The 20,513-nt window shown below is 50.7% G+C and carries 20 protein-coding genes and 1 pseudogene; 9 read left to right on the plus strand and 12 right to left on the minus strand.

From position 1 onward, the window contains the following. A pseudogene (locus tag G449_RS0100480) lies at positions 1 to 392 on the minus strand (transposase); the annotation flags it as partial. Positions 393 to 1,250: 858 nt separating this feature from the next. Here G449_RS0100480 and G449_RS0100485 point away from each other — a divergent pair. Continuing rightward, positions 1,251 to 1,877: a YagK/YfjJ domain-containing protein gene (locus G449_RS0100485; RefSeq protein WP_022657346.1), complete on the plus strand. Its 627-nt coding sequence runs from the start codon at positions 1,251 to 1,253 to the stop codon at positions 1,875 to 1,877. Positions 1,878 to 1,989: 112 nt separating this feature from the next. Here G449_RS0100485 and G449_RS0100490 read toward each other — a convergent pair whose 3' ends face one another. Next, the gene (locus G449_RS0100490; protein WP_022657347.1) at positions 1,990 to 2,328 is read right to left on the minus strand and encodes a helix-turn-helix domain-containing protein; all 339 of its coding nucleotides are present in this window, start codon (positions 2,326 to 2,328) and stop codon (positions 1,990 to 1,992) included. A gap of 182 nt (positions 2,329 to 2,510) precedes the next feature. On the opposite strand from G449_RS0100490, the gene G449_RS0100495 reads away from it, so the two are divergent. The 5 genes from G449_RS0100495 (at position 2,511) to G449_RS0100515 (ending at position 7,019) form a co-directional block, all read left to right on the plus strand. After that, positions 2,511 to 2,792 (plus strand): hypothetical protein, encoded by a 282-nt coding sequence (locus G449_RS0100495; protein WP_159060397.1) that lies wholly within the window; start codon positions 2,511 to 2,513, stop codon positions 2,790 to 2,792. Positions 2,793 to 2,903: 111 nt separating this feature from the next. After that, on the plus strand, positions 2,904 to 4,457 hold the full coding sequence (locus tag G449_RS0100500) for an autotransporter family protein (protein ID WP_022657349.1): 1,554 nt from the start codon (positions 2,904 to 2,906) through the stop codon (positions 4,455 to 4,457). A gap of 82 nt (positions 4,458 to 4,539) precedes the next feature. After that, complete coding sequence (locus G449_RS0100505) at positions 4,540 to 4,788, plus strand: hypothetical protein (RefSeq protein ID WP_022657350.1); 249 nt, start codon at positions 4,540 to 4,542, stop codon at positions 4,786 to 4,788. A gap of 311 nt (positions 4,789 to 5,099) precedes the next feature. Then, complete coding sequence (locus G449_RS15330) at positions 5,100 to 5,927, plus strand: esterase (RefSeq protein ID WP_022657351.1); 828 nt, start codon at positions 5,100 to 5,102, stop codon at positions 5,925 to 5,927. Between the two features lie 165 nt (positions 5,928 to 6,092). Beyond that, positions 6,093 to 7,019: a DUF5655 domain-containing protein gene (locus tag G449_RS0100515; protein ID WP_022657352.1), complete on the plus strand. Its 927-nt coding sequence runs from the start codon at positions 6,093 to 6,095 to the stop codon at positions 7,017 to 7,019. Positions 7,020 to 7,186: 167 nt separating this feature from the next. Here the strand turns inward: G449_RS0100515 and G449_RS17975 are convergent, their stop codons facing one another. The 8 genes from G449_RS17975 to G449_RS0100555 form a co-directional block, all read right to left on the minus strand. After that, entirely contained in the window at positions 7,187 to 8,047 is an 861-nt protein-coding gene (locus G449_RS17975) for a M48 family metallopeptidase (RefSeq protein ID WP_022657353.1), read from the minus strand. Further along, positions 8,044 to 11,373: a type I restriction endonuclease subunit R gene (locus tag G449_RS0100525; RefSeq protein ID WP_022657354.1), complete on the minus strand. Its 3,330-nt coding sequence runs from the start codon at positions 11,371 to 11,373 to the stop codon at positions 8,044 to 8,046. Before G449_RS0100525 ends, G449_RS17975 begins: the two co-directional genes overlap by 4 nt. A gap of 9 nt (positions 11,374 to 11,382) precedes the next feature. After that, on the minus strand, positions 11,383 to 12,621 hold the full coding sequence (locus G449_RS0100530; protein WP_081640409.1) for a restriction endonuclease subunit S: 1,239 nt from the start codon (positions 12,619 to 12,621) through the stop codon (positions 11,383 to 11,385). After that, complete coding sequence (locus G449_RS0100535) at positions 12,614 to 13,411, minus strand: Fic family protein (RefSeq protein WP_022657356.1); 798 nt, start codon at positions 13,409 to 13,411, stop codon at positions 12,614 to 12,616. Before G449_RS0100535 ends, G449_RS0100530 begins: the two co-directional genes overlap by 8 nt. Next, complete coding sequence (locus tag G449_RS0100540) at positions 13,401 to 14,909, minus strand: type I restriction-modification system subunit M (protein ID WP_022657357.1); 1,509 nt, start codon at positions 14,907 to 14,909, stop codon at positions 13,401 to 13,403. The genes G449_RS0100535 and G449_RS0100540 overlap by 11 nt, the downstream gene beginning before the upstream one ends. Then, the gene (locus G449_RS17550) at positions 14,906 to 15,505 is read right to left on the minus strand and encodes a restriction endonuclease subunit S (protein WP_159060398.1); all 600 of its coding nucleotides are present in this window, start codon (positions 15,503 to 15,505) and stop codon (positions 14,906 to 14,908) included. The genes G449_RS0100540 and G449_RS17550 overlap by 4 nt, the downstream gene beginning before the upstream one ends. A 73-nt stretch (positions 15,506 to 15,578) precedes the next feature. Continuing rightward, positions 15,579 to 16,610 (minus strand): DUF4917 family protein, encoded by a 1,032-nt coding sequence (locus G449_RS0100550; protein ID WP_022657359.1) that lies wholly within the window; start codon positions 16,608 to 16,610, stop codon positions 15,579 to 15,581. A 187-nt stretch (positions 16,611 to 16,797) separates the two neighbouring features. Next, positions 16,798 to 17,025, minus strand: a complete 228-nt coding sequence (locus G449_RS0100555) for a DUF2188 domain-containing protein (protein WP_022657360.1) — start codon at positions 17,023 to 17,025, stop codon at positions 16,798 to 16,800. 645 nt (positions 17,026 to 17,670) lie between these two features. On the opposite strand from G449_RS0100555, the gene G449_RS0100560 reads away from it, so the two are divergent. The 3 genes from G449_RS0100560 to G449_RS15340 all read left to right on the plus strand — a co-directional run bounded on the left by G449_RS0100560 (position 17,671) and on the right by G449_RS15340 (position 19,980). Continuing rightward, the gene (locus G449_RS0100560) at positions 17,671 to 18,372 is read left to right on the plus strand and encodes an ERF family protein (RefSeq protein ID WP_022657361.1); all 702 of its coding nucleotides are present in this window, start codon (positions 17,671 to 17,673) and stop codon (positions 18,370 to 18,372) included. 68 nt (positions 18,373 to 18,440) lie between these two features. Then, positions 18,441 to 19,604, plus strand: coding sequence for a hypothetical protein (locus G449_RS0100565; protein WP_027180573.1), 1,164 nt, complete (start codon positions 18,441 to 18,443; stop codon positions 19,602 to 19,604). 16 nt (positions 19,605 to 19,620) lie between these two features. After that, positions 19,621 to 19,980: a hypothetical protein gene (locus G449_RS15340; RefSeq protein WP_159060399.1), complete on the plus strand. Its 360-nt coding sequence runs from the start codon at positions 19,621 to 19,623 to the stop codon at positions 19,978 to 19,980. Here G449_RS15340 and G449_RS18745 read toward each other — a convergent pair whose 3' ends face one another. Then, the gene (locus G449_RS18745; RefSeq protein WP_081640410.1) at positions 19,981 to 20,268 is read right to left on the minus strand and encodes a type II toxin-antitoxin system RelE/ParE family toxin; all 288 of its coding nucleotides are present in this window, start codon (positions 20,266 to 20,268) and stop codon (positions 19,981 to 19,983) included. Next, positions 20,258 to 20,497: a CopG family ribbon-helix-helix protein gene (locus G449_RS0100575; protein WP_022657364.1), complete on the minus strand. Its 240-nt coding sequence runs from the start codon at positions 20,495 to 20,497 to the stop codon at positions 20,258 to 20,260. Before G449_RS0100575 ends, G449_RS18745 begins: the two co-directional genes overlap by 11 nt. Positions 20,498 to 20,513: the final 16 nt, after the last annotated feature.

The raw sequence follows: 20,513 nt of genomic DNA on the forward strand, positions 1-20,513 counted from the left end.
ACGGTCTTCAGATGGTGATCGCCTGGCTGAACTGCGGTTAAACTGAATCACTCGGCAAGCCCGCCGCTCTGAGTAGCCATGTGCAGCCTGAATGTGATGCACGGCTTCCCTGTTGGCTGCGGGCTTCAAAAGTTTTTTGAGATCACGTCCTTTAGGACGACAATATCAAGTGCCTGCTCGCCTACAAGTCTTTTCAGCCGTGCGTTTTCTTCCTCTAACTGGCGTAATCGCTTTGCGTCAGAGATGTTCATTCCACCGAACTTGCTGCGCCACTTGTAAAAGGTCGCATCCGAGATGCCATGCTGACGGCATAGATCGACAACGCGAACTCCAGCCTCGGCTTGCCGCAAAATTCCAATAATCTGTTCTTCGGTGAATCTGCTACGTTTCATTCTTGTGCTCCTATGTCAGGAACACTAACTTTTCAATGGCATACTTTTCGGGGGGAGGGTCAACTCCATACCAACTTCGTATTTCCTAATACCATGTTTTCTTAAATCAACTCTTGCCAATAAACCAATAAATAAATGTTTATTACGTATTATTGCCTTCATATAATGATATCCTTTTACGCGAGGCCCTTTTTATATAGGGTGGTCCGCGAAAAATCTTATTCTAGCACAAAGAAGGAACGCTGGCCTTCAGTCCTAATTCCCCTAGCGCAGCCTGACTTTAAGGAGTGAATGTCAGATCGATCAAGCGACGCAGAATCAACCAGCAAAGTTCATGAGTCGCCCCTTAAAGCATGGTGGCAATCAGTATCCTTTGACGAGACCCGACGAAATCCTACTTTGGGGGCAACTGGCAACAACAGCAATTTCATGGCCCTCGTATGGGATGCCATCGCTTAATTCTTTCTTCAGGTGTGCTCAGCTCAAGCCCGATTGCCAACGACGACCAGACCCTCTTGCTCTTCGGCGTCCATATGTAGAGAGGCTGGCCGTTAACTCTGCCGGGGATTCCAGATGATGGAAATATGTGAGCGAGCAACTTTGTCGCATAATATAATATACTGAGTGGATGGGGGGGGCTAAAAAAACATACTGAGAGGTGAGGGAAAGAGCACGAAGCCACTACCCGGTTAATTGGTAATATCTTTAAGTAGTTATAAACAAGCATAAAAGGCTAGGATAGCCATTACCCACCATTAGCAAACAACACAGGGGTATGCATTACCAAGATGCATACCCCTGTTATTATTTATTCAACCACCTAAATAAAATGACTTTTATAAAAACTGGAGAACTATCATGCCAAAGACCACTAAATCAAACACGTATCGTGGCTACTCTATCAACACAGGCAAAGACAACAACTTGCCATGCAGCACGAAAACTTTAGACCAACTCGTGGATACCATTGAGTATATGTCAGAAAATCACTCAAGGGTTCTTGCTGTAAGAGCAGACATACACTCAGAACAAGATTCTGAAAAAGTTCTCACAAGAAGAGATGTTACACGTGCTATTGAGAACACCAAACGGAACATCAACTCAAGATGTAAGGATTCAAAGAACAAGCCTGATATAAAATTCATCACAACAACAGAACAAACATCGCCAGAGGCTAACCCTCATTTCCATGTCATGGCATTTGCTAATGGCAATGCCATCCAGAATGGCTACTCCATTTTCTCTGAACTTAACAAACAGGTAAAAAACAAGCTTGATACTGACAATGATGGACTTGTGCATTTTTCAGAGAGCAACGGACAGCAAGGCATCATGATCGACAGAAATTCTGATAATTTTGAACAGCAGATGAATAACGTTGTTTATGCTGGCAGTTATCTGGCTAAAATCAAATCCAAGGAGCACAACCCTAAGGGATCAAGGGTGTCATCCTCAAGCAGACGAACTAAGAGTAATAGCAAGTAAAAGTTGCTGATTCTGCTGATGTTGACGTACAAAATTTCATGAGGATCTAGATATATAACAAAAGAAAATCATTAGAAAAGGTGAGTGTTGTTTTCACGAGCAACACTCACCTTCATTTCTCATTCTTCAGATTCATCACCCGGGCAGCCTCTGCCACCAAGTTGACCAATGCTTCCTGCCCATCATCAGGAACGGTCATTAGGATTTCCGCAATGGAAGTAGCTTTTTCAAGGACCTCATCCGATTGGGTTCTGAAAAAATAGCTGACAGGACATTGCAGATGGGCAGCGAGGTCTTCAAGGCGGCTCATTTTAGGCGCGATCTTCCCTTTTTCCATCCGTGTCATGGCATCCTGAGTTATGCCCAGTAATGTTGCCAATTCCTTTTGGCTCAGACCAAGTTGCCTGCGGCGTACAGTGATATTCTCTCCAACAAGCTCTGCAAGTTTCATAAGCATACCTCTTAATTACATTTGCCATGAAATTTGCATCACCAGCCTAAGATTTTTAAATTTAATTATCGACTTTTAAGGTCTATATAGCTAGAATTGAGCTGGCTTGACGCTTGAACCAATCAAAACACTGCCAAGGGCAAGGAGGGAAAATGGGATTTAGATCAATGCAGAAGGTAGTCTTGGCATTAGCCCTAGTGGCGGTAAACCCCATCAGCTCAAACGCTGCCGACATATGGGACACCACTGGAGGAATAACGCTCAGCAGCGATACGGCAGTGACTTCCACAACTGCTACCTCGCAGTCGGAGAACATTGCCATCAGCAGCGGAACAACTCTGCTACTCAACAATGGAACGCTTAATCAGGCGACAGGATTGGGCACAGCTCCGCTCCATCTGGAAAACAGCGGCTCCATCTCCGTACAGGGCGTCAGTGCCCTTGAAGACCGGCTCAATGGTTGAGCTGTGATCCGGGGAGGTTCTGTAGTGTTTGGGGACAACGCGTCTCTGGTGAGCAATAGCATGTCCATCCGTGAAGGAACGACAGTCACGCTAGGCTCAAGGGCAGGAAGCATGACCACAAGCAGCCTGGGGATAGACAGTTCACGGATAAACATCCCGCTGGTGGCAACGCAAGCATCTGATGCGCCCATCAACCTTGGATACGCGGGCAACGGGTATGCAGCGAGTGGTAGCGGTGTTCTCAGCTTTAACCCGCATCAGGCTGGAACGGTTGATCTCGGCACCATTAGCATCAATGGCCTGGTTACAGACGTTACCAAGGCAAAAATAGGAGTGGGACAGACCCAGAGCATTTATCTCGTCACCGGCGTGACCTCTATTGATCAAGGCAATGCAGCCATTCCCGTTTCAAACTTGTCAGCGGTGCAGCTAACGACCAATGATGTGCTCTTTTCCATGTCCGGCCTAACGTACAGCGGCAACTCTTTGCTGGCTTCAGTATCGCGCAGAGCGGCTCAGGCGGCCATGCCTATGTTGCCGAAAGAACTGGCTGGAATTGTTGATGGTTACACCCCTGGGACCAATGCTTTCATGGATTCGGCGGTGACCAAGGGATCATCGGCAGCTCAGGCCGTTACATCGGCCTCCTATGCTTCCTCTGTAGGGGCCGGGGGCATGGCCGCAGTTTCCACAAACACACAAAACCTTGGGGCAATCGCTGCCCGAGCTTCAGGCCAAGCTATGGCTCCGGGAAGCGTTACCGCATCACTTTCTGGAGATTCAGGAGGCCAGTCCGGCATGAGTGCGGGCGATTCGTTAGATGTCCCGTTGTGGAAACAGGGATTGGGCATATGGGCCAGTCCCGTTTACATGCATGATCGTGGATTCGGCATCAGTGTGGGCAGCTTTGATACTGGCTATAACGCTGACACCTATGGTCTTGTGTTCGGTGCGGACTACACCTTCGAAAACTATCGGGTGGGTGTGGCTGGCAATCTTGGCGCAGGCTATGTGCAGTCAACCGGAGACCTGGCCAAAACAAAGAACCATCTCAATTACGGCGGCGTGAACCTTTACGGCAGTTGGAATCTTGAACCCTTCACGCTGACTGCCAGCGGCGGCTGGATGCGTACCCACAACAGCCTAGATCAGGAAAATGTGGCCGGGAATCTCACTGCCGACTATGACGCTGATCTTTGGTCTGCCAATCTGCTGGCGGAGTACACCTTGCATGCCGCCAGCGTGAACATCATCCCCAGCTTGGGTGTCAGTTACGGATTCTATGATCAGCACAAATTTGACACCGAGATGCAAGGTTCTGCCATTGCCAATAATGGTCGGGCACAGCTGAACATCGTCAACATTCCCGTGGGCATTCGCGCGAATATGGACTTTTCTCTCGGCAATGGCGTTTTGACGCCAGAGCTGCGCGCCCGTTGGATTTCCAGTGTGGCTGATACGCACCTGAAGTATGACGTCCGCATGCCCGGCAGCACTGGTGTGGCTTCAGCAAATGGTCCAATGCTGGACAACCAGACAGGAGAAGTCGGAGCCGGGCTTAAATACGGCATCGGTGATTTTTCCATAACAGCCAACTACGACTATCAATTCTCTGAACACCATGCTTCACACGGCGTGAATGCTCTTCTGCGCCTGGAATTTTAGCAGAGTGGGCTACTGTCTTTCTGGACAGTGGTCCTTTCCAAAGACTGTAACTGAAAAATCAAACGAACTGGAGCTGACAAAAATGGCCATGCTGGAAACGGCGTTCCGGTACGCCAAAAAGGTATGGGATTTCGTTGATAATTTGGTGGATGAAAAAAACAAGGAGATTGCAAAATATCAGTCGAAATACCGCGATTATAGCAGGGATGAGTTGATTCAGCGGTGCCAGAACTCTGATTGCTGGGCTGAAAAAATGGCGATCGGGAGTATTATGAAAAAAAATGGCTGGATACCACCTAAAAAAGATGGCGCAGAAGGAGAAGAATTATGAGCAGATGCAGCCGGTGCAATGGTAAGGGAAGAATTGAATGCCCGCTGGAATACGGCACTGATCGCCACCCTGAAAATTGTCCCTCATGCGGAGGGGATAACTGGGTGACCTGCCCGGACTGCGACGGCAGCGGGCGATCTGAAGACGATTAGCGCCGCATGCGCGCATGGCTGTTTATCTTCCCCTTATGGGCTCTGCTGGATCAGGGCCCATTTTTTTGCATCTGCCCCCTCCTCGTTTTATTCTGGCACAACAGCCCCCACAAAGACAAAATACTATTCAACCCTTTTGCAAATGGATAGTAAGATCAAATGCAAAGCAAGTTCGCTACGCTGACCCTATTTCTAATTTTCCTCGCAGGCTGTTCTACAACCCCGCGTGAGGCTACCTTGCACCTTGCCAAATCTTCAGGATTTACGGAGGTGCGTTTTCCAACAGAGCAATTTACCTTATACGGGCAATTCCGGCCCAGCGATCATGGAGAAAGGAAAACGCTGCGAGTCTATATTGAAGGAGATGGTCATGCCTGGAGCACTCGCACAAGGCCATCGGGTGACCCAACACCGCGAGACCCTGTGGGTTTACGACTGGCGATGGCTGATCCCAGTCTCGATCCGGTGCTATATCTGGCGCGTCCGTGCCAGTTCGTTACAGGGAGTGACCTACGGAACTGTTCTGCGAAATATTGGACATCCGCCCGCCTTGCGCCAGAAGTTATCGCCAGCCTTAACGAGGCCATCAACAAGGCCAAAGCAACATTCGGCGCTGAGAAGATTATACTGGTTGGATTTTCAGGTGGTGGAGGGGCAGCGCTGCTGCTGGCTGCCCAGCGAACCGATGTGATTTTTCTTGGCACTGTCGCGGGCAATTTGGATACGGATGCCTGGGCCAAGTTGCAAGGCATAAGTCCGCTAGAGGAGTCGCTTAACCCCATTGCCGTTGCCCCATCTTTACAGAATATGCCGCAACTCCATTTGAGCAGCGCTGACGACACAATCATGCCACCGGAGATCAGTGAGCGGTTCTGCCGTGCTGCTCAGCAGCCCCTGAGTTGCCGCGTCGTAAAAGGCGTGCAGCATGGTGGGGTGTGGCAGGAGTTTTGGGATTATCAGAAAGGATCAGAAAATACGGTTAACTAACGTTAAACCACACTTGAAGTGGGTGCTCTACTCGGCCTATAACTATTTTGACAATGAGAGAAGCCCCAATTAACGAATTGAACTTTTCTTTGAAAAATGACTTTGACTATCCGCCGCTGTTACCGGCAAAATAGACGTGCATGCAATTTTCGCGCAGGAGGCAGTATGAGTGATATCAAATTATTCCACTTTTCTAATGACAAAGCCGAAGAACTGGCGGGACGCTCCGCCTTAGTCGAGCGTGAATTACACGATTTGATGGAAAAGCACATGGAGTGTTTTTTAGGCATCCGCTTTGTGGCGCACGAATACAGCACCGGCAAGCAACATAGAGGCCGCATAGATTCTTTGGGCCTGGATGAAAATTATTGCCCTGTCATCATCGAATACAAACGTCAGACCAACGAAAACGTCATCAATCAGGGTTTGTACTACCTGGACTGGCTGCTCGACCACCAGGCCGAATTTAAACTGCTGGTCATGGAGCGTTATGGCAAAGAGAAGGCTGACTCCATTGAATGGAACGGCACTCGCGTTTTGTGCGTAGCCGGAGATTTTACCAAGTTTGACGAGCACGCCGTTGCTCAGATTGGCCGCAATATCGAGCTTATCCGGTATAAATACTTTTCGCGCGACTTACTCATGCTGGAATGGATAAATCTTGTGCAGTCCAAGCCGCAACCTGCCGATCAGGGAGCATCGGCGGAATCGTCTACAAAACAGTCGGTCAAGAAGGAGCAGACATTTTCGGACAACCTGGGCGCGTTGTCTGGAGACTTCAAACGGTTGTATGATGATGTGTTTGCCTTCATCACTACGCTGGGCGACGACATCAACGCCAAAACCGTAAAATACTATATGGCTTTCAGCCGTCTCAAGAATTTTGCATGCTTGGCTATTTTTCCTCAGGAGCCGCACATGAAGCTTTGGCTGAAACTGAAGCCTGAAGAAATTGCCGAAGAAAAAGGTTTCATCCGGCATGTTCACAATACAGGACATTGGGGAACAGGCGATGTTGAAGTCATCATCCGCGATGCCGCCAGTTTTGCCAACGCCAAAGTGCTCATCGAGCGTGCGTATCAGGAAAATTGAAAAAGTTATGATGCTAGCTGCAGTACTGCATGGAAAAGCCGCACGGGTCTCGGTTGATGGAAAAACTGTCAGTTGTCGTGCAAAAAAATTATCTTCAAACTCGCCGTTACTTCAGGCCCGTACAAGGTAAAATAACATGGTAATTCCCCGTTCCACTGAAGGTCTGCTCACTCATTGAGCAGTATTTCAGCCATATTATCCAATTTGTCTTTTACACATTGCCAGTCAGGCAACAGAGATTCCAGCAAAGCATAAAAGGCTTTTCCGTGATTATGCTCCAGCAAGTGGCAGATTTCGTGCAGCAACACATAGTCAACACAACGGGCCGGAGCCTTGATAAGATGCTGGTTCAGCAGCAGAACGCCCGCAGGGGAACAGCTACCCCACTGTTTTTGCATGGATTGCAGGCGGAAGGCAGGGATGCTGTCAAGCCATGAAATATTCTGTTGCAGTGCCACAAGGCGTTTTTGAAAATACGCGGCGGCATGCTCCCTGTACCAGTCACGCAGCAAAATCTTAACGCGCTGACGCCTAGCGGCCTGCATGGCCTTGTCCTCACAGGAGGTCAAGATTACTGGCCTTCGGTGCGCCCTGTCATCTTCATGAATTCTCAAGAGTTGCGGTTGCCGAATGGTGACTGTTAAATACGCGCCGGAGAGCTTCACTCCAGTTTTCGCGGGCTGTTTCCCTTGGCTGAGCTTACATCGCAAGGCAGCCGCATCCAGAACCACAACCTTCAGCATGTAACGCCGCCCCAGATAAAAATGGCTCTCCCCGCTTACATAATCTCGTGGCAGCACATGTTGCCGTCGCTTTTCTATTTCCCGCAGATGCCCCACAATCCACTGAGCGCGGGCGCGCACAGCCTCGCGTATCGCATGGCTGTCCGCCTCTTCCGGTGCTTCCACCTCGACCAATCCGTCAGGATGCACATGAATGCGCACACGGGAGTGCCTGCCCGCATGACGCCGGATGACATAATGAATACTGTCCGCACCATAATGGACAGTTTGCACGGCTTCGTTCACGCTTCTTTCCCACCCGGCGTGAATGCCCGGCTCCCATAGCGGGTAGATTTGATAATGCCGTCAATAACTTTTTGGGCACGTTCAAGGCCAAGCCAGGAATACAGGCGCGGCAGGAGTCCTTTGGTAATCTCCGCTTCAATATCTTGAGGATTAAGAGAATTTTCGGCAATGGCCAGTGAAACAATACGCTCTGCGGCCAATGCCTCTTCCACAAGTTTGTCCTGCTGCTCTGGGGCTTGCGTGCTTTCCGCCATACGAAAAATACCAAAAAATGCGCGTGCCCTTTCCTTTTCACGCAATGCTTCGGGGATATCCGCCATTCGGCGCTGCCGCACCCTCTCCTCAAATTCCTGAAACAGGGCAAACTGCTTGTATGGGTGGTTGAACATCTCCTCGGCCTTGGCAATGGCCTCTTTCAGCAACTGCGAAAAGTATTTTTGAGCATAGGGGTCAAAGGCCAATTCCTGATCAATGCTCTTGCGCACACGGCTCTTGATGATGTCCGTTTCGTTGCGCAACTTTTCCTTGCTCCATGCAGAAGGGTCTTGCACCTTGCCCAGTTCATCCACAAGGTAATGATCTTCCGCAACGGAGATGCCTTCCCCCATCACATGTTTGTCCACAAGCTTTCGGATTTGTTCTTCATATATACTGTAGTCCACAGTCTCTTGGGCGTCGCGGCGGGCAATTTTGCGCAGCTCAATAAAAAAGGCCAAATCTTTTTTATACATGGCGACGGTTTTTTCACCAAAAGCGCCATCTTCATAAAAGGAACGAGAAGCCAGCGCCACCTTCAGGCAAAGGCCGAAGGCGGTAAGAGCCTGATAAAAATCTTCACGAATCTTCTGACGGATATCATAAAGGTCGCCATCTTCGCCGGGATCGGTGGCATACTGCGGGGTAAGCACCTGCCGAAACTGCTGAATGTCCTTCTTATTGCCCACATCATTAAAAATAGCCCACAGAGCGTCATGCAAGACCGGGAGGCGCTTATATTCCGTGTTCACCTGATGGTAGAGGCCTTCGATGTCTTTAACCTCATAGCCTTCCAGCGTGCGTTCTTCCAAAAGTTGATACCCGGCGACCGCTGTGTCTAGCTTGGCGAGAATCCCCCTGTAGTCAATGAGCAGGCCGTATTCCTTGGCAGGGTGCAGCCGGTTCACACGGGCGATGGCCTGAATGATATTGTGCCCTTCCAGCGGCTTATCGATATACAGAACGGCATTGCGTGGCTCGTCAAAGCCCGTGAGCAGCTTGTCCACCACAATGAGGATGTCGGGCGCGCCGTCGGTAGCAAAGTCTTCAATGACGCCGCGTTCGTAATCCTGCGGGGGCGTTTTACCCACGGTTTTCTTGTACCATCGGTGCACCAGCGGCAGGGCATCGTCGTCCTCGTCCACACTTTTGTTGCCTTCGCGGGTGTCTGGCGGCGATATGACCACGGCTGACGTGACCCAGCCGGTTTCGTCCAAATGCTGTTTGTAACGGATAGCCGCAATCTTGCTGTCCGTGGCCAGTTGCCCCTTGAGTTCCGGGCCTAAATCGCGCACATAATCCTTAAAATGCTTGGCAATATCCCAGGCGATCAATTCAATGCGGTTGTCGGAACCGTATACGGTGTCCTTGTTGTCGAACTTGCGTTTGATGTCGGCTTTTTGCTGGTCGCTGAGGCCGTCAGTAATGCGCTCGAACCATGCGTCAATGGCTTTTTGGTTGATGTCCAGTTCCGGCTTGCGCTCTTCATACAAGAGTGGGCGCACCGCTTCATCCTGCACTGCCCTTTGCATGGTATAGGCATGGATAATGGGACCGAACTTGCTGACGGTTTTTTCCTTTTTCAGCAGCGGCGTACCGGTAAAGGCGATATAGGCCGCATTGGGCAAGGCCGCGCGCATGCGTTCGTGTGTTCCGCCCTGTTGGCTGCGATGGCCTTCGTCCACCAGCACGATGATGTCTTCACTGGGGTTATGGCATTCCTTGAGCTTGGCTGCAGAGTTGAATTTCTGCACCAGGGTGAAAATAATCCGTTCAACACCCTTGCCTATGCGCAATGCGAGATCACGACCGGATTTGGCCTTGGATTTTTCCGCACTTTTGCTGGCAATGGCTCCGCCATAGGCCCCGGCATCCTGAAAGGTTCCCGCCAGTTGTTTTTCCAAATCAACGCGGTCGGTGACCACAATGATGCGACATTGCGCCAGGGCTGGATGCAGCAGCAACGCCTTGCACAAAAAGACCATGGTCAAGGATTTGCCGGAGCCTGTGGTGTGCCAGATGACACCTCCCTGGCGTCCGCCGCCTTCGCGGGGTGCCTTATGCTGCTGAATGCGTTCCAGCATGCGCCGCACGCCGAACATCTGGGGATAGCGGGCCACCACCTTGCCCTTTTTTCTGTCAAAGAGCGTGAAATAGCGGATGATCTCCAGCAGACGCCCCTTGCCGAGCAGGCTGACCAGCATAGTGTCCTGCTCCGTGGCTTGCATAGGCTGCGACCAGAGTGACTGAAAAAAAGTCCGCATGGCGTGGCCGTCTTCACGCCAGTCAAAAAGCTTGTGCTGTTCTTCCTGCGTGGGGATGCAGTTTTTCAGGTTTTCCACCTCTGCCGGGGAGAGTTCCTCCTCGTGCCAGCGTTGCCAAAACGTATCTATGGTCTTGGTGGTGCCGTATTTGCCGTCCGTGCCGCTGATCGCCAGCAAAAGCTGGGAGTAGACGAAAAGCAGAGGAATTTCGTCATACTTCTGGTTGCGAATATTCTGGCTTACCCCTTCGTCCACCATGTTTTTGTTGGGGTTGCCGGACTCCGGCTTTTTGGCCTCCATGACCACCAGGGGCAGGCCGTTAACAAATGCCACCATGTCGGGCCGCCGGGTGTGCAGGCCATCGGCGCACAGCACTTCCATTTCTTCCGTTACCACAAAGCGGTTGTGCGTTGTGCCAGTGGCGTCCAGTCCGTTCCAGTCCAGCAGGGGGATGGTGGCACTTATTTTTTGGCCGTCCACAAATTCCGTGACCGTCACCCCCAGACAGAGTTTGTCGTAGATACGTTCATTGGCGGTGAGCAATCCTTCCTGCATGGGGGGTGAGCTCACCTCGCGCACAATCTGGTCCACAGCATTGGGGGAGAGGGGGTAGTCCTTGCCCTTGTAGGAAAAGCGCCGTGTTTGCAAAAAGGCCACAAGCTCGTCCCGCAGGATGACTTCACGGTTGTTGCCGCGTTTTTTCAGACACTCCGCCGGGGGGATGTATTGCCAGCCAAGGGCCATAAGCATTTGCAGGGCGGGGATCTTGGCGATGTATTCTTCTGACATATTGGGAACGGTGGACATGGTTCCCCCTTATGCGGGTGTTGCACCCGCGTTGCCCGAAGAGTCAGGCATGACGCGGATTTTTCCAGTGAGCAGCTGCTGCATGAGGGCCTTTTTCTGCATTTGCAGATGGGCAAGTTTGGCCTCGTATTGGGCGATGAACGCATCAGCGGCGTTGAGGACTTCAGCGATCGCCTTTTGTTCGTCGAGGGGGGGGACGGGAACCGTAGCCTGAAGGAACTCTTCAGGCTTGATATTGAGCAAACCATTGTTCCTGACGCCTGTGTTCACCATGTCGCTAAGTTGTTTTTTTAAATGGTCATTTTCGAAGAGGTACTTATAGAATTCTGCACAATATTTACTATGAAGTTTAAAACAAACATACACATGAGGAACAAGCCCTGTTTCGAAATTACTTAACGGGAATATACAACCCAATTCATATGTTTTTGAATTTCCCTTGTTGTATGCAAATTCCCCGTTATATAAAAGAATATAGTTATTGACGCTCTCTCCTGCCATATATCTTCTATATTTAGAATCTTGCCTTACAAATCCAGAAGTAGAAGAAATAGTCAAAATCGGGTGTGGCTTACCGTCAGACTTGCGGGTTACCCTCTTTGATAATTCACGAATCATACTTTGTGCCCATGGAGTATTAAATCCCGGCAAGCGCCGCCGCCCTGTCAGAAGCTGCTGCATCAACGCATTTTTTTGCTGCTTGCTGTTTTCAAGCAGTCTTTGGGTGCAGGTTATGGCGGCATCCCAAGTGGTGAGGATGTGAGCGATTTTTTGCTGTTCAGCAAGTGGTGGTGAACATATTAACAGTGACTTCAATAAATCTAAACTGAGATTTTTTTGAGATCCAGAATTGCTCAGTTCTCTTAATTCATTATATTTATTTTGAAAATAGTAGAAATAAAAAGATTGGTTGTGCTGGGAATTAAAAATTATTGCAGCGCATGCCTGGTTTGTTGCTGCAGAAATTCCGAGCTTGGCAACTGTTCCTCTAGTTTTTCCTTGTCCATATAATGCAATAAGCAAGGTTTCAGCAGGGAAAATTTTTGCCGCAGAATTTGCGAGTCCAATTTCTGTGATACACTCATTAGTTGTTGTTATGATATTGAATGAAACTTCGCCTGTGGTCACCCACGGGATATCTCCATTCCAGTATATTGCTTGGCTTCTGGCAGGTGTACCGCCAGACGTTACAAGAGCAATCGAGGCAAGGTGGGCTGCACTCCACCCTTTCGGTAACTTCTCACTCATCCCCCACCCCCAGCACAAACCAGTACGGCGCAAAGCTCTTTTCCACCAGATCGCATACCTGTTCCACAAAGGGCGCATAGTCACCCTTTACCGCCACGGTATCCAAGTTGGCGTAATATACGCTGCGTTCTTCCACTGGCACGATCACCACGGGAAATCCCGCCCGCATCAGCTCCAGATTCATGAGCAGCCGGGCCGTTCTGCCGTTGCCGTCCACAAAGGGATGGATGTTCACAAAATCCGCATGCACACGGGCGGCACGTTCCACGGGGTGCAAACTCGCCGCCGCGCCTGCGCACCATGCGCAAAAGGCTTCCATGTGTTCCCGCACATGCAGAAAATTTGGCGGGGTAAATCCCGCACCGCTGATGAGCACGTTCTGCTGCCGGTAACGTCCGGCATTGGATGAATCCACGGATTTGAGCACAATCTGATGTAAATTTTTTATCTCGGCTTCCGTAAGTGCGCCGGGTTGCCCGGCCAGTTCCACCACATAGTCAATGGCTTCCCTGTGATTGATGGCTTCCAGATGCTCGCGCATGCTTTTGCCGCCAATGGTTACCCCATCTTCCAAAACAACCTTGGTTTCGGAAATGGTCAGGGTGTTTCCTTCAATGGCGTTGGAGTGATAGGTGTACCGCACCACCATATCGGCGTGCAGGTTTTTTACCACCTCCGGGGCCAGGGGACGATGGGCGTCAAGCTTGGCCTTGAGGGCATCCAGCCGGGTGTAGGTGCTGGCAAGTTTGGGCAAGGGGCCGCTGTGCCCCGGCGTCAGGCTATTGAACATAACCCAGCTCCTTGAGGTATTTTTCCATTTCCCCTTCCAGCCTTTCCAATTCCGCTTTCAGGCCCGCACGTTCCGCCAGCAGGGCGTGCATGTCTATTTCCGGCTCTTCTTCAAAGGTATCCACATAGCGGGGGATGTTCAGGTTGTAGTCGTTGGCCTTGATCTCTTCCACCGTGGCAAGGTAGGCGTATTTTTCCACACTTTGCCGTGCACGAAAGGTTTCCACGATCTTTTGTATGTCCTGTGGGCGTAAGGCGTTTTGATTTTTGCCGTCCGCATAGTCGCGGGAAGCGTCGATAAAGAGCACCTTGTCGTCAGCCTTACGCTTGCGGAACACCAGAATGGCAGCCGGGATGCCCGTGCCAAAGAAAAGCTTTTCCGGCAGCCCGATGACTGCATCAAGAAGATTCTCGTCAATAAGCTTGGCCCGAATTTTTCCTTCCGCCGCGCCGCGAAAGAGCACACCGTGCGGAGCCACCACGGCCATGCGCCCCACAGCGGGCTTCATAACTTCAATCATGTGCAGGATAAAGGCGTAATCGCCCTTGGTGCGCGGGGGCAAACCACGCCGAAAGCGTCCGAACTTGTCGTCTGCCGCGCTGTCTTGGCCCCACTTGTCCAGTGAGAAGGGGGGATTTGCCACCACCACGTCAAAGTGTTTGAGCTTGTCGTTGCCGTCCAGCAACAGGGGATTGCGCAGGGTGTCGCCCCACTCCACCTTGTGGTTGTCTTCTCCGTGCAAAAAAAGATTCATCTTCGCCAGCGACCAGGTGGAGCCTATGCTCTCCTGTCCGAACAAGGCATATTTGCGCGCCCCTGCCTTGTCGCGCACTTTGTAGCCGCATTTCATCAGCAGCGACGCGGAGCCGCAGGCCGGATCGCAAATTTCGTCACCTTCCTGCGGGTCCACCAGTTCAGCAATAAGTTGCGAGACTTCCGCCGGGGTGTAGTATTCCCCGGCCTTTTTCCCGGCGTCGGAAGCGAACATCTTGATCAGGTATTCATAGGCATTGCCGATGATATCCAGTGTGCCCACGCGGCTGGGGCGTAAGTTGAGGGTGGGTTTGTTGAAATCTTCCAGCAACAGGCGCAGGAGATCGTTTTTTTGTGTTTCTTCCCCCAGTTTGCCGGAGTTGAAACTGATGTCCTGAAACACCCTGTCCAGTTTGGTGATGTTGGCTTCCTCAATGGCGTGCAGGGCCTTGTCGATGCGTTCGCCGTTGCCCGGCTCAAAGCGTTTTGCGTAGAGAGAATAGAAATCCGCTCCCATGGGCAGCACAAAGCGTTCCGTTTGCAGCATGGCTTGAACCATTTTTTTATCGCCGAACTCTTTTTTGTAGGCATCGTACTTGTCCTGCCACACGTCGCTCAAATATTTCAGGAACAGCATGGTCAGCACATAGTCTTTATATATCTCTGAGGAAATTGTACCGCGAAACGTGTCGCAGGCGCTCCATACCGCTTTGTTCACTTCATTCTGGTCAATCATGGTGGTCATACAGACTCCTTATACAACGCGGCAAGTTCCTTACCGGCAATGGCGGACAACAGGTTGTGACAATTGGCAATGCCGGATTGCAGCACCGCAATATTTTTTTGGATGCTCTCCACGGCGTCTAGAAGCGTCTTCTGACGATTTAGCGGCAGCACAGTGATGGGCATATCGGCAAAGTCGGCACGACGCATGCTTTTTTGTGCGCTCCCGGCTTCCACATTGTTGTAATAGCGCTGTGCCTGATGTTGCCCTAGCTGCCACGCGAGAAAGGCTGGCAGGATCATCCGGGGTTGCGTCACACGTACACGAAAGAAATGTAGCGCTGCCAGTGACAAATCCGGAGGATTGGCGAGCAATGTTCCGTAATAATTGCCGCCGCGCATGACAAATAGGATATCGTCATGCCGGAGAAAATAGCTCTCCATGTTGGCTTCATGCTGAACCCGGACGGTTGATGCCCAGTTAACTCCCATGGCGGGGCTCACGTCCCTCATCTGAACAACCCGGATTTTGCCACCGGGGTCGTCGCTTAGGCCAACGCGGAAGGGATAACCGGCACTAATTTCGGCAACATCCCGCAAAAAAAGTGTTTTTTTCATATCTATATGCCATTTTTGCGTAAAATTGTCATATTCAAGCGGTAGCTCTGGCATCTTATGGCAGTCATGCGCTTCATCCCCAAACTTTGGCGGTTTCGCTATCATAAAAATGTACTTCCAGAGGGTGCCTGGCATCCCTGCGTGCGCTAGCTGCCAGGGCTGCAGCGATGGTTTGTTGGTTGCCGGAACTTTTCGGCGAGCCGAACAAACTGACGAACAGCTTGCGTATATTTATATTTTTCACAACGATGTTAATGAGATGCTCGTCATTTGGGGAAAGCGAGACGCCATAAAGGAAAAGAGAATTCTGGATACTGCTGAGGCTGCGCAATCCCTTGCTCAAATAGCCGTGGTGATAAATTTTATCCAATTTTTTCTGTGAAGACCCTTCCGCAACAAAAAGGGGAAACAAATTCTTTGCGATGGCTTCCCTTGTTTGTGCAACAAGTGCAATGTCCGTTCTATTCCATGTATATTTTTGCAATTCATGCCCGCCGTCAAACAAGTGAAGCGCTCCGTGAAGATAGTAAACATTTTGCTTATGTGCCGAGTCATCCCACACGACATATCCCGCATCAGCATTGTTGCGATCTGTTCTGAATCCGTCATCAAAGCTGATCATTTTTTTGGTTTTTCCGTGCATGAGTGCCCAGTACAGGAGGATGTCGTAATTCAGGGTAAAAATTCTGCCATCACTTGGGGCGGCTCGAAAGTTGCGCAGAAAATTGATACAGGCTTCATATTGCTGATCTGTAATATCGCCAGGGCCTTCGGGGTGTTGCCCTGCGATGGTTTGCACCAGCACGTCTTTAATTTTTGCGGCGCATTCGCGCATCCGTTTGCTGATGGGCGGGGCATCCTCTGTGAATGCGGCAAGCACCAACGCCGCTCGTTCGAGAGCTTCCACAGCTTCTTCAAAATCTTCGGAGCCGATGGCATCGAAGGTTTGTCTGACCTCAGGAAAGTGTGAAAAATCAGCTTTTTCAAATAATGACCCATAGCGAAAGATGTCGGGCCGAATTGCCACACTGAAACCATTTCCGAGCATGAGATGGCGCTTTTCCCCCGCAATTGCAAGAGAATCTTCAAAAGAAAGAATATCCATACTGCCTCCGGCAGGATATGGAGCCGCCTTGAACCTCAGCACAAAACCATGTATTCTTCTAAATCCGATCGAGGTTTCGCCTGAGTACCTGCAGCGGTTCCGTTGTGGGCAGGATCACCTCACCAAACGGCTGGATGTTGGCGCATCCGGTCGTTTGTTTTTTGAGGCGTTCAACCATGATGCTTACCTAACCTTTGGGAGGGAACGGGTCGTTTCCGTGGCTATCCGACTGCCTGATTCGACCGTCTCTGCCATGAATTTGCAGTTCCGTCCCTTGGTTGCCACTGATCTGGCGGGCTATTTGAATAGCCTCCTGCTGGGTTGAAGTGACGTGCGAAGGCTTGGAGTTGCCATCGCGCTGAACCTTCCAGTCTCCGTCGCCTGTGGGGAGAACTCGGTGAGTGTCTCTTGCCATTTGATCCTCCTTGTTTTTGCACCAATCTCAGTGCTGCTTAAACTTCTATCGATGATTCACTCACACGTCAAGATATTTGCAACAATTAAATTGGTGCATTTTTTTAATGCCCTCCATGAGGAGGCAGGCACGCGCGCATACAATTTCAAATTTTCATGCGTTCGCCCTGCTAACTTATGAAGGTTCGTCCACGGCCTCCATCCTTTCCGCCGCCCGGTGCTTTCATTTATTTTTTGTTATTAATATCAGATAGTTCATGTACAGAGCTGCATGACATGCTTTGCTATCTGACAAAGGACTTTTCTAAGGCGTGTGACGGGGAGCCACAAAGGTAAATTTTTATCCCGCCACTAGCTTCATCTTTTAGCCACGTCATGGAATGGCCTCGGTTATTCCTTTCGGACAGCCGGAAAATGAAAATTTTGTAAATAGTTACGATGCGCAATGAATCGACTGCGCATAGCGGCCAGAGAAAACCTATATGACAAAGCTAAAGCGTGGAGATTGATATTAGTGGAATCATTAATCATCCAGTTTTAGGGATATATTACTGAATCAAGGCAACTGAAATTACGTTTCAAATCAGTTCTAAAATCTCTGTCCAGCCCTTGTTGGGCAGGGATTCACCACATCTGGAGACATGTCATGGTTACATATCAAACTGAAAATATCACCGATTTGGCTAAGGCCCTGCTTAACGTGCAACGAACCGTTCAACCTGCTACAAAAGACGCTGAAAATCCCTTCACCAAAAGCTGGTACGCCAGCCTCAACAGCGTCATGGACGCCTGCCGTGATGCTCTCATTGAAAATGGCATCTGGCTGTGCCAGTACCCTGTGCCTGTGGAGCAGCCCAACTCATTGGGGCTGGTTACCAAGCTGACGCATGCAGAGTCTGGCCAGTGGCAAAGCTCTCTTGCCGTGGTTCCTTTACCCAAGGCCGATCCGCAGGGCATGGGATCGGCAATTACCTATGCCCGCCGCTATGCTCTAACCGCCATGTTGGGCATGGTAACTGAAGATGACGATGGTGAAGGGGCTAAAAATGGCAAAAAATCGCTGACACGGCCAAAATTGCCCGTAATTGCCCCTGAATCACAAAAAGCGCGACAACGCGACCAATCTACCGCAAACAACATTTCAAGCCCCTTAAGTCACCCGCCAGCAAACCTTGAAAATCTTCCGCCGTTAGAAGGCGTCACCTACCAGCAAGTTACTGCCCAGGACGGACGTCCTTGCATCATTGCTACCGGAAACACGCAAGCAAAAAAGGAACTGCTGACCGGTTCGGGCTTCCGCTGGAACCCGCAGAGGAAATTGTGGTGGAAGTATGTTGATGCCGCATAACAAAAATCAAAATACCGAGTAAGAGGGCTGCCTGATGGCGGCCCTCTTACTTTTGTGGAGGCTAACTTATGAAACAGATGAACCGCACTGAAGGATTACGGGCTCTAATCAGACAGGGTCTACAAGCGGTCGCCCACAAAGACACGCTTGCCTATCTGGGCGATCGCTCCAGCTATGTGGGAATGAGCGACATCGGCCAACATTGGGAATGCCCACGGGCTGCACTGGCCAGAAAGGTGCTGCCTACCACAAACAGCCTAGAGCGTCTGCTCACACTGCAGCGTGGGCACTGGTTTGAATCCGGGGTTGGGCAAGCTCTAGTATCGCTCGGCCTGCATGTTCTGCCCCAGCTTGAGATCAATTGGCAGCATCATGGCGTGCCCATCAAGGCTCATCTCGATTTTGTGCTGGCCTGGGGCGCACCGGTCAACGCCATACGCATTCTGGAAGTGAAAAGCACAGACAAACTGCCAGCTTCGCCGCATGATTCTCATCTTCTGCAATTGCATGGCCAGATCGGTCTTCTGACAAAAGCTTGGAACAAACCCGTCTTCAGCCTTCGTGCTGAGGACGGCACGCTTATGCATGACCAAATGACATTTTCACAACTTTGCCGTGCCCAACTTGGCCTTCAGCTGCCCGCAACGGCTGCCGAGACAAGTATGGAGGCATGGTTGCTCTGCCTTTCCATGAAAGAGATTAAAGCGTTCGGCCCCTACGGTTTCAATCAGGCCATGCTCGACACTGCCCTTGACCATGCGGCCCAGCTTTGGGGCGAGCTTGCAGCATTCCGCGCTGGGCACATAACTCTGGCACATGTGGATTGCGCTCAAGGCTTTTACCCATTGTGCTCGTACTGCGAGCACAATGGTGACTGCCCCAAATTTCCGCAGGGCATACAGATGCCCCAATGGGAGCCAGCACTGGAAAAGCTGGCGGCCCTCAAGGAGCAGCGCACCGCTTTAGATAGCGAAATAAAAGAGATGGAAACTGTGCTCAAGCTTGTTCACCGCCAGGCTGGCACACGGGATTGGGTAGACACCGGCACCTACCGCTTTCGCATGTCAGTGACAGCAGGCCGAACCACGTTGGACAGGGATGCTCTGCGCGGGGAGTTGGCCGAAATTTTTAACTCTGAGCACATGGGCGGCACCGATGTGGACACCTTGCTGGCCCGTTGCGAGCGCACAGGCTCACCTTTCGAAAAATTGAGCATTTCGCCCATAAACTGAGCTTCGGGAGATTATCATGGGATATTATTCTTGTGGCCCTGTGCCTGACAAAAAATTGCATGGGTCAGTTAAAAGCAGCTCTTGCAGAGGTAGAAAAAACAATCCTGACAACTTTGCAGCAATCAAAATGCTCATAGGTGGCGAACCCAGCAAAATCGATGAAGACTCAGGCTCCGTTGTCTTTCTTTGGGAGGGAGAAAAGTGGTACGCAGAATTTGATGAAGTGGCCTTTGTAGCAAAACTAACGGACAGCTTGCCCGACCAAGACTTCCGGTTCATCCGTCTTGGCGAAGATTATGACGACACTGAAACTCGCGGTAGCTTTCGTGGCAAACCGTTTGGGATATATGTGGAAAGAAAAATCGCATTTGCGTGATTATTGCGGATAACGGCGGGCGGTATGAAGAACACGAAGTATCTGTACTTCCGATTTCACGACGCGGTATGCAATAAAATACGAAAATTCTGTCAGAACAAGCTCACGAGTCCCTGCGACCCTGCCAGCCCTTCCTCGTGAAGGCAGGGAGGCAAGGCTTTGCCCAGCATTCCATACGCATTGGGCTATTTGTTTCCCTGCATCTGAGTCCTTTTCAGCTAAATACGCCGCTATGCCTTCCAAATCCTCAATGGCTAGAGCGAGCCACCGCACAGGCCTATTTTGCATGAACGCCCCAACGAGCAAAGGCGTCCGTTACCTCTTGGTCAGAAGCAAACTTCCCCTCATCTGCCTGACGAACGCCTTCCTGAATGGCCTCTATCTGCCAAGACTGTTCGGCCACATATTGCCTTACCGCCTCTGCCACCAACCATGAACGAGAACGTGAGGTAGAAGCGGCAAGCTTTTCAAGCTGCGCCTGCGTATCCGCATCCAATCGCGCTGTTACCGTAGACATGGGAATCTCCTTTGTC

Source organism: Desulfovibrio desulfuricans DSM 642, assembly GCF_000420465.1.
In the GTDB taxonomy this organism is placed as follows: Bacteria; Desulfobacterota; Desulfovibrionia; order Desulfovibrionales; family Desulfovibrionaceae; genus Desulfovibrio; species Desulfovibrio desulfuricans.

Coding starts and splice junctions, on each gene's coding strand:
- G449_RS0100560 (WP_022657361.1), top strand. CDS start 17,671: ATGGTTACATATCAAACTGAAAATATCACCGATTTGGCTAAGGCCCTG.
- G449_RS0100485 (WP_022657346.1), top strand. CDS start 1,251: ATGCCAAAGACCACTAAATCAAACACGTATCGTGGCTACTCTATCAAC.
- G449_RS0100550 (WP_022657359.1), bottom strand. CDS start 16,610: ATGGATATTCTTTCTTTTGAAGATTCTCTTGCAATTGCGGGGGAAAAG.
- G449_RS0100565 (WP_027180573.1), top strand. CDS start 18,441: ATGAAACAGATGAACCGCACTGAAGGATTACGGGCTCTAATCAGACAG.
- G449_RS15340 (WP_159060399.1), top strand. CDS start 19,621: ATGGGATATTATTCTTGTGGCCCTGTGCCTGACAAAAAATTGCATGGG.
- G449_RS15330 (WP_022657351.1), top strand. CDS start 5,100: ATGCAAAGCAAGTTCGCTACGCTGACCCTATTTCTAATTTTCCTCGCA.
- G449_RS0100535 (WP_022657356.1), bottom strand. CDS start 13,411: ATGTTCAATAGCCTGACGCCGGGGCACAGCGGCCCCTTGCCCAAACTT.
- G449_RS0100525 (WP_022657354.1), bottom strand. CDS start 11,373: ATGTCCACCGTTCCCAATATGTCAGAAGAATACATCGCCAAGATCCCC.
- G449_RS0100515 (WP_022657352.1), top strand. CDS start 6,093: ATGAGTGATATCAAATTATTCCACTTTTCTAATGACAAAGCCGAAGAA.
- G449_RS0100575 (WP_022657364.1), bottom strand. CDS start 20,497: ATGTCTACGGTAACAGCGCGATTGGATGCGGATACGCAGGCGCAGCTT.
- G449_RS0100540 (WP_022657357.1), bottom strand. CDS start 14,909: ATGACCACCATGATTGACCAGAATGAAGTGAACAAAGCGGTATGGAGC.
- G449_RS18745 (WP_081640410.1), bottom strand. CDS start 20,268: ATGCAAAATAGGCCTGTGCGGTGGCTCGCTCTAGCCATTGAGGATTTG.
- G449_RS17550 (WP_159060398.1), bottom strand. CDS start 15,505: ATGAAAAAAACACTTTTTTTGCGGGATGTTGCCGAAATTAGTGCCGGT.
- G449_RS0100500 (WP_022657349.1), top strand. CDS start 2,904: ATGACCACAAGCAGCCTGGGGATAGACAGTTCACGGATAAACATCCCG.
- G449_RS0100555 (WP_022657360.1), bottom strand. CDS start 17,025: ATGGCAAGAGACACTCACCGAGTTCTCCCCACAGGCGACGGAGACTGG.
- G449_RS0100490 (WP_022657347.1), bottom strand. CDS start 2,328: ATGAAACTTGCAGAGCTTGTTGGAGAGAATATCACTGTACGCCGCAGG.
- G449_RS0100530 (WP_081640409.1), bottom strand. CDS start 12,621: ATGAGTGAGAAGTTACCGAAAGGGTGGAGTGCAGCCCACCTTGCCTCG.
- G449_RS0100505 (WP_022657350.1), top strand. CDS start 4,540: ATGGCCATGCTGGAAACGGCGTTCCGGTACGCCAAAAAGGTATGGGAT.